The following is a 15,468-nucleotide window of genomic DNA, read 5'->3' on the forward strand; positions in this document are numbered from 1 at the left end:
TCGGTGGTGGCGTGAGCGGGCGCCGGCTACGGAGATCGCCGGTATTTGACATTCATCGCAGCAGCCAATTCTTGTCTCGTCGATACGCCGAGTTTCGTATATGCGTGATGAAGGTGGTTGTCGACGGTGCGGACTGAAAGCGTCAACTTCTGTGCTATTTCCCTACTCGTGCTTCCTGTGGCAGCAAGCATCGCTACCTCTTTTTCCTTTCCGGTAAGAGGTGCGGTCTCCTCTGCCAGCCCAAGGAGTGGGGTGCGCGCCCCCTTGCAGCGTTCGGTGATGGACGTCGCTTTATGGCTCGCTGCGGTGGCTCTCCGTCCTTCTCCTCTACTGCGAAATATGGCCGCCGCCGCTGCCGCAGCCTCGGCAGCCATGACATCGACCCTAAGATCAGCAAGCTCTTGCGCGACCAAAAGGAGTTGCTCCGGGTCGTCTGCCGCCAAGGCCTGGGCGAAATGAGCACGACATTGGGTGAGTAGTCCGTCGGATATTTCTGCCAGCTCTGCGAGGCGCTGCGACACTTCTCTTGCTCCGCCGAGGCGTGCTATATCGGCGAGGATCAGCGCTTCAGAAGACACGTGTCCGGTGTCACGGGAATATCTGGCTGCTTCGGTCAGAACTTGACGGGCGCCAGAAATGTTTCCTTGAGCTGCCAGGATCCACGCTTCCCCGAGTCGCTCTTCTCCTGCGAGAAGCCCAAGAACAGGATACTTCTTGTTCTGGTCGTGTACAGATACCGCTGCCTCGTAATGTCCCAATGCTGCGGTAGCTGCTGCCAGTCCGGAAGCTGCAAGGCGAATAGAAAGTATTGAGTTTTGATTCCTCGAGTTAGCCAGGGCTTCTGCATAGAGAGTACGCGCTTCTGCGTAATGTCCCGCCACGAGCTCGTTTCGAGCCGACCAGAACGACAGCCAAAGATAAGGAACGGCGGCCTTGTCTTGAATTGATTGATGCATGGCGCTCCGGGCCATGGACCGGGCCTCCTCTATCCTCGCTCCTTCACACAGGGCTGCTGTCCATGCTACAAAATGGGTCGTTGGGTGGTAGAAACGAACCGAGTTGCTTGTGTGAAAATCGTATGCGCCTTGGGACAGCTCGACAGCATCGGCGATCCGGCCGAGAAACACGAGTCCGTTCGCCTTTGCCGCAATTGCGTGCGTCCATGCGTCGGCGGCAACTGGCCCTTGCTCTGCGCTTTGAAGATCTGTAAGGTCCTGTATTTCCCTGACACCCCGTCGGGGGTCGCCTGTCAGGGCCCGTATGGCACCGTCGGTTACATCTATAATCCTTCGCCCAAGTGCGCTCTTTATCGTCAGTCGCGCATCTTCAGTGACTCGTAGTGCATCCTCCGATCGGCCACTAATAAACAGATTCAAGGCCCTCGTCCGAACTGCCATGATTTTTTCCGGTTCGCTGGCAGCTGATTCGTCCGCCAGCGTCAGTGCTGTTTCAGCGTCACCGAATCGCTGCAGGTTCGAGTATGCCTCGCCCAAGATGAGGCGCGTCTCTGTGCTGTGGTGCGTGTCAGGCACGGCTTCGAGCAAGGCGACCACACTCTGGTAGTCGTAGGCGTGTCTGGCCAAAGTGGCGGCCCGGACAAGGAGGCCGGGCTCGGCAGAACCCGTCGCCGCCAGCCGCCAGGTCGCTATGTGCAGGAGGTCTTCGCGACGCCGTGCGCCGTGGCCCTCGGCTCGGGCTACTTGTTGCGTGAGCACTTCACTGCGCCGCATGTAGGGGATCGTGCTGCGCAGGACCTCCCCGTACAGCGGATGGGCCAACTGCACGGTCGTCCGCCGACGGGCGGTGACAACTTCGACCAGTCCTGTTTCTTCCAAGTCGGCCAGTATTTCCAGCGAGACCACGGCAAGGGCGTCGGTCAGGGATACAGGTTCGCAGAGCGCGAGCAACTCCAATACTGGCCGGGTGTGCAGGCCCTGGGCTGCCAGTCTGGCTCCGATCAGCTCTGTCAGTTTCGGCGTTCTGATCGACCCGTTGCCAGTCAGTTCCCAGATCTCCCCGTCGCTTGCGAGAGTTCCTGAGTGCAGTGCCCCGAGAACCAATTCTCGCAGGTACAGTGCGTTGCCGTCGCTGGCGTTGTGCAATTGGTGCAACGTACGGTGCCCTACCGGCCCGCCTAGCGCAGCCTGCAGGACGGCGTCCGTCTGTTCCCGGCTAAATCGCGCCAGATCGATCCGGTCTATGCCATCGCCACCGGCCAGGGCCTTCACAGGGTCGCTGATCGGTTCCTCGGAGCGAACGGTGGCTATCAGCTTTACCACGCGAGCGTCGAGCAGCTGTCGCAGAAGTACCGCAGACGCAGCGTCTAGCAAGTGGAGGTCGTCCACCCAGAGCACCCAACGCCATCGGCGTTGCGGCCCCGCGAGAGCCGTGGCGACCTGAGCGAATCCCTTTACTGGATCGGACAGGTCAACCCCGTCCGGAATCAGGTGCGCGATCGCACCCAATGGGACTGCTGCAGCGGAGGCAGAAGCCGTCGCACGGAAGCCCTTCGAACCATCGCGAACTGCAAAGGCCAGGCATCCCTCGGCAAGCCGAGACTTGCCCACGCCGGCCGGCCCGGAGATCAGCACTCCCTGGCAGCGGCCACTCGACCATGCCGCCGCGAAAGCCTCCAGATCATGATCCCGTCCAGCGAGCGGCCACTGCGACGCCCGGTCTTTCATATCCATGGCAGCTCCTGCGGCAGTCGGGCTGGCGATGGTGGTGCAGAGCCAACGCGTACGTTCAGGCCTAGCGGCCGTCGCCTGGGAGCGGTTCGCGGCCTCGAGACCATAGTGACCAGGGGGCGATGTGCAGGCCGCTGTCGCTGATGCGGGCATAGGCGCGATTGATAGAGACACGGAGGGATGCAGGCTGACGGGTGGGGACTGTGTGAATGATGGTGCTGGCGGTCCGCCAACGGAGAGGCAGGGACGGCCAGGCTTGATGCCGTGAGGTGAAGGGCGCTGGACGCAGGCTCCACGCGTCGGTCGAGCGCATGCTCTCCGCCTGGGGCGGTGCCACCGCTGAGGTGTAGGTACCGAATGCAGGGAATCGAGATCGTCATCGGGATCACTGCCTGTCCGAGCCGGCGCTGGTCAGTCGGCTCTAGCTTTTCCAATGCACTGCGGTCGAGCACGCGGCCTCTGGGTAGATGTTACTCGCATTGCAGGAAGGCGAAGTGTGACCTGCGACTGCATGGGTCCTGCAGGTCGTGACGCTGTTGCAGTGCTTGCGGGTCGGGCTCGCAGCGCGGCGGAGACAGTGTTCCGCCGCGTCTCAATGACGCGATATAGCCCCTCGGGGCCGCAAGCCGGTGAGCCGGACGATCATGCCCTTGGCCGGTCGCGTGGCGGCCTGACGACGAAGGTCCATCTGGCTGCCGATGCCGGCCTGGCATTTGTGTTCGCACCTGGCCAGGCCGGGGATGCATCAGCGATGCTGTGGGCTTCCCTCTAACATAGGCCGTTGCTTGTGCTGGGCGAAGGCGTCGAGGGTCGCCAGATAAAAACTCTCTGAGCCGGGAGCGAAGTTTGTTGTGGGCCTGACCGCGGGGCCAGACGGCGTCCTGATGGGCCGGGGCGAGCGCGGCGACGGCCTGGACGAGCTCGGAGTCCGCTGGCAGCGGGCGGTGGACGGCCATGTCGGTTCGCAGGAGATTGGCCAGGGCCGCGGCGTCGGTGGCGTCCGACTTCTTGCGCGCGACGGAGTGGCGGTCCCGATAATGGGCGACCGCCAGTGGATTGATCGCGAGGACTGCTCGGCCGGTGGCCCGCAGACACGCGACAACAGTCCGCGTGACGTCTTGATCGCCACCGGAATGGGGGTGTCCTCGCTACTGCCGTGCCCGGCCAGCAGAGCAAACCCCGCGGCATCGTCGCTGATCCGCGCCTTTGCGGGCTGCCGCCTACTCGCATCGACCAGTGCGATGTCGTGGTGAGCTCCGGCCCAGCCCACCCCGCAGAACACTGGCGCCGGCAACCCGGTGATCTCCATCCGATCCTCCTTAGTGACAACTCTCTTCCCAGGCCAGAGCCTGCGCAGGGTGCGCGTACTCCCTAGTGGAAGTGCTCAAGACACGTCATCCCGCCAGGCGTTCGCAACCCCAGCGAGTCGCGCGGTCCGCGGTTCGCGCCAGAGCTGCAAGCTCAAGGCAGAGGTGAACCGTGCAACCAGCTCTTACTACGAGCAGCCAAGCGCCCGAGAGCGGCAGACGGACCGTCCCGCAGTAGCAGGACCCTTTCGAAGCTCATGCAGAACGCACGGCACCTGATTTCGAACACTCCGCCCGGACTGCTGGCGCGAGCCGGCCTCGTCCCAGCTGGCTGCGCCCGCGCAGGTGGGGGAACAGGCGAGTCATGGCCCGCGGGCCTTTCGAGCCTCGCCGGGGGGTGGTGTGCGTGAGCGTTAGCCCGGCCCACGGGCGGCAGCGACGCGGTCACGGCCATGCGACATCAAAGCCCCGACCTGCGATCCGATCACTGGAGAGATGCCTCCGGACCAAAGGGCATATAGGTCTATTCCTAGGCGTTTGCGGTAGACCGGTGCATACTATGCACCTACCCGATATATGGTTGTGCTGGTGGGCTGGTGAAGTGTGTCCCGCTTGGAGGTTGTCGTGGTGGTGCGGCAGCGTTTGGCGCGATGGCCGTTGGTTGGACGCGAGGCCGAGTTGGGCGTGCTCGAGGTGGCCTGGTCTAAACCACGGTGCCCGGGCGTGGTGATCCATGGAGCGGCTGGGGTGGGAAAGTCCCGTCTTGCCGAAGAGTTTTTCGCTCAGATGGTGCGTTCGGGATGGCAGGGCGGCAGGGTGACGGCGTCTGCGGCCGCTGCGGGCGTGCCACTGGGAGCGATCGCTCACCTGATTCCGGCAGGGGTGGATCTCGCTGACCCAGGCCACGGGTTTGCCGAGGTCGTGCGGGTGATGAGGGCAGGCGGCCGCCAGCGGGTGGTTCTGGTCAACGATCTGCACTTGCTCGACGCTGCGTCGGCGGTCCTGTTGCGCGAAATGCTGGAGGCCGGAGTGCTGCGGCTGGTCGGGACGGTACGCAGCGGAACCAGGATGAGTGAGGCTGGCGAGGCCCTGTGCAGTGTCGGGGGGATGTGCGGCATAGAGCTCGGTGCGCTCGATCGCGACGGTATCGGGGCGGTTCTGCGGGCGGCTCTGGGAGGCGCTGTAGGGCGCCAAACAGTGCACGAGCTGTTCGCCGCTTCGGCGGGCAACCTGCTGTATCTGAGGGAATTGGTGACAGGCGCGCTGGAAGCCGGCACTCTGTCGAGCGACGGGGAGATCTGGGAGCTGGCCGGAGGCCGCAGTGCGGGAACGCCGAAACTGACCGAACTGATCAGTACGAGGCTGACTGCAGCTGGCCCGGATGCACGGCCGGTCCTTGAGTTGATCGCCGAATGCGAGCCGCTGTCCCTTGCCGACGCCACAGCAGTCGCCACTAGCGAGCTTGTTGCAAGACTCGAGGATGAGGGGCTGGTCTATCTCAGCCACGACGCGCATCGAACAACCATTGCACTTGCTCACCCATTGTACGGAGAGGTTTTGCGAGCGGGCACTCCTATGCTGCGGCGCCGGGCACTGCTGCTGAACCAGGTCCAGAGGGTCGAGGCTCACGGCGCTCGACGACACGATGATCCGTTGCGGATTGCCACATGGCGACTGGCAGCCACGGGCACCGCAGACGCCGAGCAACTGGTCCTTGCTGCCAGCCTTGCCCGCCACGCCCACGACTATGAGCAGGTCGTATCGCTCCTGCAAGCCTTGCCTGCAAGACAGCACACCACGGCTACTCGCCTGCTCTACGGCGAAGCCCACTATGAACTGAATGACTTCACTCGGGCCGAAGACGTCTTCGCAGATGCCGCTGAGCATACGACGAGCGATGAGGAAGCACTCGCGATCGTCATGGAGCGCACGCAGAATCTCTTCTGGGGCCTGGGCAAGGTGCATGAGGCAATGAAGATTAATGAGGCTGCCGAGGCCAGCGTCAGTCATCCAGTCATGCAAAACGTGCTGGCCATCAACCATGGGGCCATGCAGATCTTTGCCGGGGATCCAGTGGCAGGGTTGGGATTCCTCGACGGTGTCGAGGAATTCCCCGACATCCGCGCTCGCACCTATGGGATGGCACTCAAGGTGGTTGGTCTGGGTGACGTAGGCCGATCAGCAGAGGCAGTGGAGTTGGGGGAACGCGCTTACATCGAGCATGCCTCTGCTGATCCTGAGGTCGTCGTTCACCATTCGACGGCTCAGCTGCCAGGGCTCATCGAGGCGTACACAGGACTTGGGGAGCTGAGTCGTGCACGGCTCCTTGCCGAGCAGGGCTTGGAAGCAGCGGTGGATACAAGGACAAGAACGTCGTTGCTCTACGTACTGGCTGGCACGGATTGGTTGACTGGCGATCTGGGCGAGGCGAGGCGCTCGTTCGCCGAGGTCAGCCGCCTAGCAAGAGACCGCAACACTTGGTTGTTGCGGTCTGCGGCATCTGGATTGGCTGCTTGTTCGGCACTCCTCGGCGACATTCCAGCCGCTGAATCCGCCATCGCAGACCTTGAGGCATACGCTCAGTTCTCTCATCTGGCCGCCGAAGAATGCTCCGGTAAGGCTTGGATACTTGGTGCTCGTGGGCACGCTGCCGAGGCGCGAGCCACGTTGCACGAAGGAGCGAGCACGGCTAGAAAATCCGGCCGCCTCATCTCCGAAGCACGACTGCTGACCGACATTGCTCGCCTCGGTGGTGCAGCTGAAGTCGCTGATCGGCTTGCAGAGTTGGCTGAGATCTGTGTCGGCCGCCTCTCTGCCGCACGAGCCGCCTTCGCTGCCGCCCTCGCTGCAAGTGACTCCTCTGGCCTCAATAAGGCAGCACATAAATTTGGTGAAATCGGGGCAAATCTTCTCGCTGCCGAAGCGAGTAACGCAGCCGCGGTAGCCTTGCAACAGCAGGGACAATCGAGACAGGCCGCCGCCGCAACGAATCAAGCCAAGACATACGCGGCCCTCTGTCCGGGGGTTCATACACCCCTACTGACATTCGCAGATGCCGCCATACCGCTGACTCCGCGCGAGCGTGAGATCGCAGTGCTCGCCGCCTCAGGCAACTCCAGTAAGGCGATCGCCGACTCGCTCCAGCTCTCGATTCGCACCGTCAACAACCATCTCCAGCATGCCTACACCAAGCTCTCTGTCACCACTCGCCAGGAGCTCGTCAAGGCAATGAAGACGCAATCACAGTGAACCTCTTTCATCCCGAATAGCCGCAGGTCGCTAGGGTTTGTATGGCTTGGAGGGTGCGGCTGATGTGTCGGGTGAGCGGTGGGCTCTGTGCATGAGGTGCCAGGTTTCGGTTGGGTGAAGGTCCGTTCGCCGGGAGCGTGTGGTCGGGCATGATCGCGGTTGAACGGTTGGTGATGCTCGGGCTGTTCGCGATGGTGGTGGCACGGGGTGCGCAAGGCGGCGCCGGCGCCTTGGTGGGAGCGGTCGGAGGCGATGGGGTGGGCCAGGGCCTCGGTCAGATCATGGGTGCGGCCGGGTGCCGCGCGGGAGAAGGCAGAGCGGTGTGCCGTCCGGGCGGGCTTTACCTGCAGGTTCATACCGTGCTTGCGATGTTTCATCGGGCAGTACGGATCGTCCGTGCGGATCCGGTCGGTGGGAATCAGGGGAGCCGTCGAAGACGACGTGATCGCTCTCATCCGGGCCGACGAGGGCCTCCCGCAGGGTCGGCGCCCACGCTGCGAGAACGTCTAGGATCTCGTCGGCATACCGCCAGGCGGCGGCCTGGGATAGACCCGGGATCCGGGACCAGCAGGGGCTCCTCGGCTGCCGGTGTGCTGAGTGGGGCCCTCCTCGTCACCCCACCCGCTGACCAGCCCACTTTCCGCCAGCCAGGATGAAAGATGAAAGAGGTTCAGTGAGGTGTTTTCATCCTGTGCCGGGAGGGTGGAATGACCTGGTGGGCGGGGGTGTGACGGGGCAGGGCCCCTGGTCGTTTGCGTGGTGATCTCACTCATCACACCGGCGACCGAGGGGCCCTGTTGGTTCCGCATCCTTCCATGCTCGACGTCCCGTACGAGCTCGTCGAGCATGTCTCCTGGCTTATCTTCGCCCGAAGGCGTGAACTGAACTCGCCGTGGAGACGGCTCGGTTGCTTCAAGCAGGCGCTGCTCGTCCTGGCCCATCTGCGGAAGAACGAGACGTTCGCCCAGCTCGCGGCCGGGTTCGGCGTCTCGACCGCGACGGCCTGGCGCTACGTCGACGAGACCCTGGACGTCCTCGCGGCGTGGGCGCCGGGCCTGCACGAGGCCCTGACCGGGCTGGGCGAGGGCGACTTCGTCATCGTCGACGGCACCCTGATCGCCACCGACCGAATCGCGGCGGACGAGCGTACTACTCACAGAAGCACAAGCAGCACGGCATGAACGTCCAGGTCATCGCCCGGCCGGACGGCACACCGCTCTGGTTCTCCCGGGCCACGCCGGGACGCACCCACGACCTGACCGCCGCCCGTGCCCACGGCATCACCCAGGCCTGCCTCACCAGGCACATCCTCGTACTCGCGGACCGCGCCTACCAAGGCGCCGGCGCCACCGTCCGCACCCCCTACTACCGCCACCGCGAACAGCCCGCCCACTACCAGCAGTTCAACCACGACCACGCCCGGCTCCGCGCCCCCGGCGAACGCGCCTTCGCCCAGCTGAAGTCCTGGAGACTGCTCCGGCGAGCCAGATGCTCCACCCGCCGCATCAGCACCATCGTTCAGGCCATCCACACCCTGCTGACCTGCAGCTATTCAGGATGAAAACGCCTCAGTGAACATTTTCAGCGGTGAGTCTCCAGGGTGAGGATGGTTCTGGGGGTTGACGTGCGCCTATTGGGGGCTGAGTCAGGCTAGGTAAAGATCTTGCATCCGCGCGATGGCTCTTTCGCCGGGCCGCCTCGGGTGGGAGCAGGCCCGGTTTCAGATCTCTGTTTGATGGTGAGGTCCTTGCCAGGCTCCTGTGACGGAAAGCCGTCATATCGTCGACCGCTCCCTGGCAGGCCTTTCCGGTAGATCACGGGGCTTTCGCCTGCGGTGATTGCTGAACTCGTCTCCGAGGTCAGCCCGTTGTGGCAGGAACGGCATCAGGTCGGGCTCGCCCCGGCGAGACGTCGGGCCTTGGATGGGTAATCATGGGCAGGTGGTGGAAACACGACTCGCGCAGTGGTCATCAGCAACCGCCGGGTCACGGGTCTGTCGGCCCACGTGGTTGCTGAACTCATCGCCGAGGCGGGTCCGTTGTGACATGCGTGTCACCAGGACAGGCCTGACTCTCGGCCTCGGAAGCGGGCCGAGGGCGCCGGTGCGAAGCACCCGGCTGGTGTTCATCGACCGGCTCCTGACCACCTCGTTCATCTGCGTCACGGCACCACGCACGATGTGCTGGCCTGCTGGTTCAGTGTGGACCGCTCCACCATCACCCGCGCCATCGGCGACGTGCGGCCCCTGCTTGCCCAGCGGGGGGTGCACCGTCAGTCCCGGGGTGCGGCTGCGGACGCTGGCCGTGGTCGTCGAGCACCTCGGTGCGAGCGGGAAGACCGGCAACATCGACGGCACTGAGACCCGGGGCCGGCGGCCTGCCGCCCCGGACGTAAAGACCGGGACAGGTTCGTCTCCGGGAAGAACAAGCAGAAGGCCGTCAAGGCCCCGCCTCGGACGCCTTGCCAGGCTGACTGCTCTCATCGTCGGCTGGCACGCTTCGGCCAAGCAGGGTCTGAGGCTGGTCGACCTGCCCCCGGGGAGTGACGCTGTGGTGTCGCAGCCACGAATGCACCCCTGCCCGCCAGGCGGGACCAGCTCATCCGCCACAGCGATGCCAGATCGCGATCCGGACTCAACCGGTCGTTTGCAACACCCGCTTCTTGGATCGAGAGCGGGTGTTCGTGAGGGCTTCGGCGGGTGCCTTCCATCCGAGGGTTCGCGGGGCTGGCAGTTGAGGGCGAAGGCAACGGCCTCGAGGTCGTCCGCCTGCCACGGGGGCAGGTCCGTGCCCTTCGCGAAGTACTGCCGCGCCAGCCCGTTCGTGTTCTCGTTCGTGCCGCGGTCCCAGGCCAGCGACAGGTGCAGGTCGAAGAGCTTGATCGAAGACGAGTACTCCGTGCTCACGCGGTAAGAGAGTTCCAGCATTATCTTGAGGTGTTGGCCAACAAACCAGGGGATTGGGAGCATGAAAAAGAGAAGGATCATTCCGGCACTGCTCACCTCGGCGATAGCAGCTGGGGCGTTTATCGGAGCTACCGCTGGAAACGCTCAGGCGGCTAGCGGAACTTCATGCAGCAGCTGGACAATTAACCAAAACGTCTGGATGCGTGGCTGCATTCAGTGGTCGGGGACCACCGCGGATCGTGCCTACACCGAGGTGGAAAATAGATCAGGATCTTCCAAAGAGGTTGCCATTACGGCGACCCTCCGGGATGACGACGGAAACCAACTTGCTTACAAGCGCGAAGTGAAAGCACTCGCGATTAATGCTTCAACAAAGGTCTATACCGTCTGGGTTGACGACTTCACCTGGGGCCCCGAAAAGGCTTCAGGATCTACCTCGGTCCGGTACTCCTGGATGGAAAGCTTCCCAACCCCCTTTGCCACCGGGTGGGCATTCGAGCCCTGGTACTGATTGGGCACACCAAGTGCCTCGGGTGGCGAAAATGACCGCCAGTTGGATTAAATTGAAATTAATCCACTCAGACTTCATCTTAGCTGCCGTTGACCGATCCACGGAATCATAAGCCGCTCACTACTACAGGGAGCTCAACGGGGCGAGCAATTCCCACTCCTGATTAGTAAGTTCAATACGGCGTATCATGCCACCATGATCCACCATCGAACGAGCTTGTCAGAGGTGGACCCTTACTGACACGGAGCGCACTGTGCTGTCATTTGAGGTTCCAGGATTTCACCAATAGCCGTCGCCGATGTGAACTGAGCGATCGACTTGCGAGACGGACATGCTGTGGAACTCCTCTTGCCACACCGATCGCAGCGGTCAACGACAACCGAGGGCTGATGCGCAGCCACTCCAATCGCACTTCTGCCGACGGGAAGAACTAGGGTGCGGAGTACTCACGCCGAAAGCAACCCGACCTGCCACTATTGCAGCAGTGCCGAGTCCGGGCATCGCCGTTGCTGAGGCAGGTCTCCGTCTTCCGGTGTAGAACCTCCACTGGCATTCGGGCGTCACCGATGAGCCATCTAGCCACAAATCCGTAAATGAAGTATATCGCGAGCGAATAGGGACTATCATGCCAGAAATTGCCAACCTAGAGATGCTTCCCAGCGAAGAAGTGGGACTGTCCGCCCATCCCGGGTGTGGCTTCTTCACACTCGTAAAGACGCTCTGCGGCGCATCAGCCACGCAGTGTCGCGACACGGACTACACCCACTGCGACACCGATTACACAACGCCGTCCGGTGCTGAAACCTGCTAGACCGACTAGTTGCCGGCAGTCACCGGGCACACGGTGACCTTTCCACGTCCAGTGCCCGGTGACACCCGGCGGAGTCCGCGATGCCACGGGAACGTTTGCCGCCGTGGATGATACGGCGGACTGATCGACAAGTGTTCGATGAAAAGACTTCCGCGCCAAGGCTTTCGCTAGTTCCTGTTGGATAAACGCTCGCACCATCGCATGCGTCCACGCCAACACCCTGCTGCCCTAAGCATCAACAACTTGGCCGACCGGTTGACTGAGATCCCTCTTGATCCTCCTGTCCGACCGGGTCAATCGTCGGAATCTCCTGCCTGGCCGAAGCCGGCTGATGAGCGGGAGCAGCCGCTGCGGGTATGAGCAATTTGCCGAAAGCGCATGAGTAGGGTGTACTCATGCCGATCCGGTTACCTACTGGTAATTTCTGCGCCTGTGACGCATACCACACAGAATTCGGCGAAGCCCACTCGGCGCTCGGTCGTGAAAGCCGCCACGGGAGTCGCGCTCGTGTCCTGCGCAACCGCTCCCGGCGTTGCCCATGCGACCTATACGGCTCCGGTGTTCCTGCATGGCGTCGCCTCCGGCGACCCGTTGCCCGATGGCATCATGCTGTGGACCAGGGTCACCCCGACACCAGATTCTATTCCAGGCTCAGGACGGGGCCCTGCCGCCGTCGTGGACTGGAGCGTAGCGACTGACCGTCAGTTCACTCACATCGTGGCCTCCGGCTCGGTAAACACAGGGCCTGAGGCCGATCACACGGTCAAGATCGATGTTCGAGGTCTCGCGCCCGCGACCACATATTGGTTCCGCTTCCGCATGCAGGGAGCGGAGTCTCCCGTGGGCCGGACCCGCACGGCCCCGGCCATCGATGCGATGGTCGATCGGATTCGTCTTGGTGTGGTGTCGTGCGCCAACTGGGAGGCCGGCTACTTCTCCCCGTACAGGCACTTGGAGGCACGTGGTGACCTTGATGCTGTGCTCTTCCTCGGCGACTACATCTACGAGTACGCCTCAGGCGAGTACACCGCCCGAGATCAAGTGGTCCGGCCACACCAGCCCTCGCACGAGATCGTCAGCCTTGCCGACTATCGTCTGAGACACGGCACTTACAAGACCGATCCAGACCTTCAGCGTCTGCATGCCTCGCTGCCCGCCATCGCAATTTGGGATGATCACGAGTTCGCGAACAACGCTACTGCGGAGGGAGCCGAGAACCATCAACCCGCTTCCGAGGGCGACTGGTCAACACGCATGGCGGCTGCCAAGAAGGCGTACTTCGAGTGGATGCCAGTCCGGCAGTCCGTCGCAGGCACGACCTATCGCTGGATTCGCTATGGAAGGCTGGCAGACATCGCCCTGCTGGATCTTCGCTCTTTCCGCTCTGCGGAAGGTGACTGGGGTCCAGGAAGTGATGTGGACGCTCCCGATCGGACAATCACCGGCAGAACCCAGATGGAGTGGCTCAAGTCCGGTCTGACTCAGTCCAATAGCGTCTGGCGTCTCGTCGGCAACTCCGTCATGATGTCACCCGTCCAGTTCCTCTCTCTGCCAGCATATCTGGCGCGTCCCCTGGCGAAGCTCCTGGGTCTTCCGCAGGAAGGCTTGGCGGTCAACACCGACCAATGGGACGGCTACACGGCCGATCGCCGTGAGCTTCTCGGACATCTCAAGAAGTTCGGAATCCAGAACACGGTCTTCCTGACAGGTGACATCCACTCTGCATGGGCGAGTGATGTGCCTTTCGAAGCAGCCACGTATCCCTTCTCTGACTCTGTGGCCACTGAGTTCGTTGTCACTTCGGTGACGTCCGACAACATCGACGACATCCTGAAGGTGCCGCCCCACACTGTGTCTCTTGTGGGCACCACTGCTTTGCGGGCAGCCAACCGTCATCTGAAGTGGGTCGACCTCGACTCCCACGGCTTTGGAGTCCTGGATGTTTCCGCCGAGCGTGCCCAAATGGACTACTACGTCCTCTCCGATCGCACCGATCCCAACGCGACGGCAACCTGGGATCGTTCCTACCGGACTCTCCACGGAACCCAGAAGTTGGAGCGGGTGAAAACACCACCGCGTTGACCCGTGTGCTGGTCGCGCCTGAGACGGCGCGACCAGCCGCTATCCGGTGTCTGTTCCACAAACCGATCTTCTGGGACTCGAACCCGGCTGGTCAGACCTGATCCATGCCAAGCCGATCGCTCCAGGTCACGAACCAGGTTAGTCGGCCAGTATCGAAGTGGCTGGGCATCCAGTAGGACTGCCGAGTTCAGCTCATACCTCACAAGAGCGCGGAGGAAAGAATGGGTAGTCGCCTAGAAGGCACTGCGATACCAAGGGAGTCATGCATAGCCATGACGGTGGCAGGACTTGGCTACGCCGTCTTCTACCCGGTACTGGTGATCTCCGCCACACCGGGGTGGGTGTGGGGCGAACCTCACAGAATGCCAGCCTTCGAGCACATGCTTTTCGCCATCTACGTCCCCCTGGGCTTCTTCCTCGTCTGGGGGGCGCGGGACCCGCTGCGCTACAGGCCACTCGTCGACTACGTCATCGCGTCCAACCTCTTGCACGCCACGGCCATGCTCCTCTCCGCCTCAGCCGATCACTCGGAGCATGAACATCTGCTGGCCTGGGGAGACGTGGCCGGAACATACGCAGGTGCCATCGTCCTACTCGCGGGGCATCCGACCCACGGGATAGCAAGCTACCTTCGTCGGCGTCGTACCTCGACATCAGCAGGCTGAGTCCCAGCCTGCTGGCTTCCAATCAGCGGTGCGCGGGGTCTTCGAGGAAATCGACAAGACCGTCCGCCACGGCCGTGTGTGCCCGCCCCGGCCGGGAAGTGTCCTGGACACTGCGGACCAGCGCGCCTGCATACATCAGATGCCCGGCCGTGGCCCGCGACGCAGGCTGCCAGGTCGGATACCTGCCCGGACTCGCATTGGGCGGATCGCGGCCGGAGCTGACTGTCGAGATCACCGCTGAACCGAGCGTGCTGACCGGCTTCGGCCGAGGCGGCCCGCTCCTCGTCTTGAGCGGGCTCAGAGCCCACGATTGGATCACCCCGCCGTCACCTGGCTCCTCGAGCAACGGACCGGTTGCTCGGTTGCTCCTTCGGTTCTAGCGCTTGTCGCTACATTCTTTGATCATGATGGGTGGGTTGATCGCGAGGCGTGGTCGGTCTTCCCCAAGATGCCTCTGTACTGTCGGCCGACCCGGCCGCGGTGGATCCCCTCTTGATGAATTCGATGTCGTCGAGATCACACACACCGCCCGGTCCGATCCGCTCGTCGACATGCTCCCCCACGTCGTCACAGACCGCATCCGCGTCCCAGACCACCAAAGCCCGTCCCAAGCTCGTGGCCTACGCGACGCGACGAACACCCCGCACGTGAGTTCAACAGACTCTGGAAACCATCCGGGATGCGATGACCTGTGTATTCGGCCAGCTGCCAACCGTTCTTCCGTGCCACCCGCCAGCAGACCCCGCAGATAGTCGCGCCGCCAGTGCGGATCAGCCTAGGCGAACCGGCCCGCCACCTGTACGAACACGGCGTCCGACTCCGCAGCCCACACCTGGACCTCAGCCATCCATGTGGGCTGGGATTGTTCCGGATGGTTTGCTGGAGAATACGGAGCCGTTGATCCTGCCTTCTCGGGTACGGCCGCAGGGCGGCGGTACGCAGGACACGCCTGATGAGGCGCTGTTCGCCGCCATCGTCTGCGTGCTGGTCGGCGGGTGTGCCTGGGGGCGCTGCCACCCGGTTCGGCGTCTTGAGGCCGACCGTGCATCGCCGGTTCCCGATCTGGTCGCGGGCCGGCGTGGGGGGCCGACTCCACGAAGCGGTCCTGCGCCGACTCGAGGACGCCGGCCTTCTCGACGTGACCCAGACCGTGCTCTACTACGGCCCACGTCAACGAAGCCGCATTCGGTGGTGGACCTGCCGCCGCTGCGAGAGCAGGGCCGGGCGCCGTCACGGTCCTGGACCGAGGCC

General features: G+C 63.1%; 6 protein-coding genes and 6 pseudogenes. 8 read left to right on the forward strand and 4 right to left on the reverse strand.

Features of this window, described 5'->3' with window-relative positions; all coding sequences use genetic code 11:
- Window positions 1–26 precede the first annotated feature (26 nt).
- Window positions 27–2,690, reverse strand: a complete 2,664-nt coding sequence (locus tag OG462_RS01110) for a LuxR C-terminal-related transcriptional regulator (RefSeq protein ID WP_406053692.1) — start codon at window positions 2,688–2,690, stop codon at window positions 27–29.
- A gap of 526 nt (window positions 2,691–3,216) precedes the next feature.
- Between OG462_RS01110 and OG462_RS01115 the strand changes: the two are divergent.
- Window positions 3,217–3,435: pseudogene (locus OG462_RS01115) on the forward strand (IS5/IS1182 family transposase); the annotation flags it as partial.
- 73 nt (window positions 3,436–3,508) lie between these two features.
- Here OG462_RS01115 and OG462_RS01120 read toward each other — a convergent pair.
- Window positions 3,509–3,996 (reverse strand): annotated as a pseudogene (locus OG462_RS01120) (transposase); the annotation flags it as partial.
- A gap of 628 nt (window positions 3,997–4,624) precedes the next feature.
- Between OG462_RS01120 and OG462_RS01125 the strand changes: the two are divergent.
- Window positions 4,625–7,243, forward strand: a complete 2,619-nt coding sequence (locus OG462_RS01125) for a LuxR C-terminal-related transcriptional regulator (RefSeq protein WP_406066292.1) — start codon at window positions 4,625–4,627, stop codon at window positions 7,241–7,243.
- Between the two features lie 7 nt (window positions 7,244–7,250).
- Here the strand turns inward: OG462_RS01125 and OG462_RS01130 are convergent.
- Window positions 7,251–7,795: pseudogene (locus OG462_RS01130) on the reverse strand (transposase family protein); the annotation flags it as partial.
- Window positions 7,796–7,999: 204 nt separating this feature from the next.
- Here OG462_RS01130 and OG462_RS01135 point away from each other — a divergent pair.
- Together OG462_RS01135 and OG462_RS01140 are read left to right on the forward strand one after the other, a co-directional pair.
- Window positions 8,000–8,804, forward strand: a pseudogene (locus OG462_RS01135) (transposase family protein).
- Between the two features lie 594 nt (window positions 8,805–9,398).
- Window positions 9,399–9,602 carry a transposase family protein gene (locus OG462_RS01140; protein ID WP_406066294.1) on the forward strand — a complete coding sequence of 68 codons (204 nt, stop codon included), beginning with the start codon at window positions 9,399–9,401 and terminating at the stop codon, window positions 9,600–9,602.
- A gap of 274 nt (window positions 9,603–9,876) precedes the next feature.
- On the opposite strand, the pseudogene OG462_RS01145 reads toward OG462_RS01140, so the two are convergent.
- Window positions 9,877–10,091: pseudogene (locus OG462_RS01145) on the reverse strand (IS30 family transposase); the annotation flags it as partial.
- Window positions 10,092–10,209: 118 nt separating this feature from the next.
- Between OG462_RS01145 and OG462_RS01150 the strand changes: the two are divergent.
- The 4 genes and pseudogenes from OG462_RS01150 to OG462_RS01165 form a co-directional block, all read left to right on the forward strand.
- The gene (locus tag OG462_RS01150) at window positions 10,210–10,659 is read left to right on the forward strand and encodes a hypothetical protein (protein ID WP_406066919.1); all 450 of its coding nucleotides are present in this window, start codon (window positions 10,210–10,212) and stop codon (window positions 10,657–10,659) included.
- Between the two features lie 1,189 nt (window positions 10,660–11,848).
- Window positions 11,849–13,552 (forward strand): alkaline phosphatase D family protein, encoded by a 1,704-nt coding sequence (locus tag OG462_RS01155; protein ID WP_406053694.1) that lies wholly within the window; start codon window positions 11,849–11,851, stop codon window positions 13,550–13,552.
- 272 nt (window positions 13,553–13,824) lie between these two features.
- Window positions 13,825–14,217 carry a DUF6632 domain-containing protein gene (locus tag OG462_RS01160; protein WP_406053696.1) on the forward strand — a complete coding sequence of 131 codons (393 nt, stop codon included), beginning with the start codon at window positions 13,825–13,827 and terminating at the stop codon, window positions 14,215–14,217.
- 849 nt (window positions 14,218–15,066) lie between these two features.
- A pseudogene (locus tag OG462_RS01165) lies at window positions 15,067–15,446 on the forward strand (transposase); the annotation flags it as partial.
- Between the last annotated feature and the right edge of the window lie 22 nt (window positions 15,447–15,468).

The sequence above is a fragment of the Streptomyces sp. NBC_01077 genome (assembly GCF_045162855.1).
Taxonomy (GTDB): Bacteria; Actinomycetota; Actinomycetes; order Streptomycetales; family Streptomycetaceae; genus Streptomyces.

Excerpts from the sequence above, each read along its gene's own strand:
- OG462_RS01110 (WP_406053692.1), bottom strand. The coding sequence starts at position 2,690 with ATGGATATGAAAGACCGGGCGTCGCAGTGGCCGCTCGCTGGACGGGAT.
- OG462_RS01150 (WP_406066919.1), top strand. The coding sequence starts at position 10,210 with ATGAAAAAGAGAAGGATCATTCCGGCACTGCTCACCTCGGCGATAGCA.
- OG462_RS01155 (WP_406053694.1), top strand. The coding sequence starts at position 11,849 with ATGAGTAGGGTGTACTCATGCCGATCCGGTTACCTACTGGTAATTTCT.
- OG462_RS01160 (WP_406053696.1), top strand. The coding sequence starts at position 13,825 with ATGACGGTGGCAGGACTTGGCTACGCCGTCTTCTACCCGGTACTGGTG.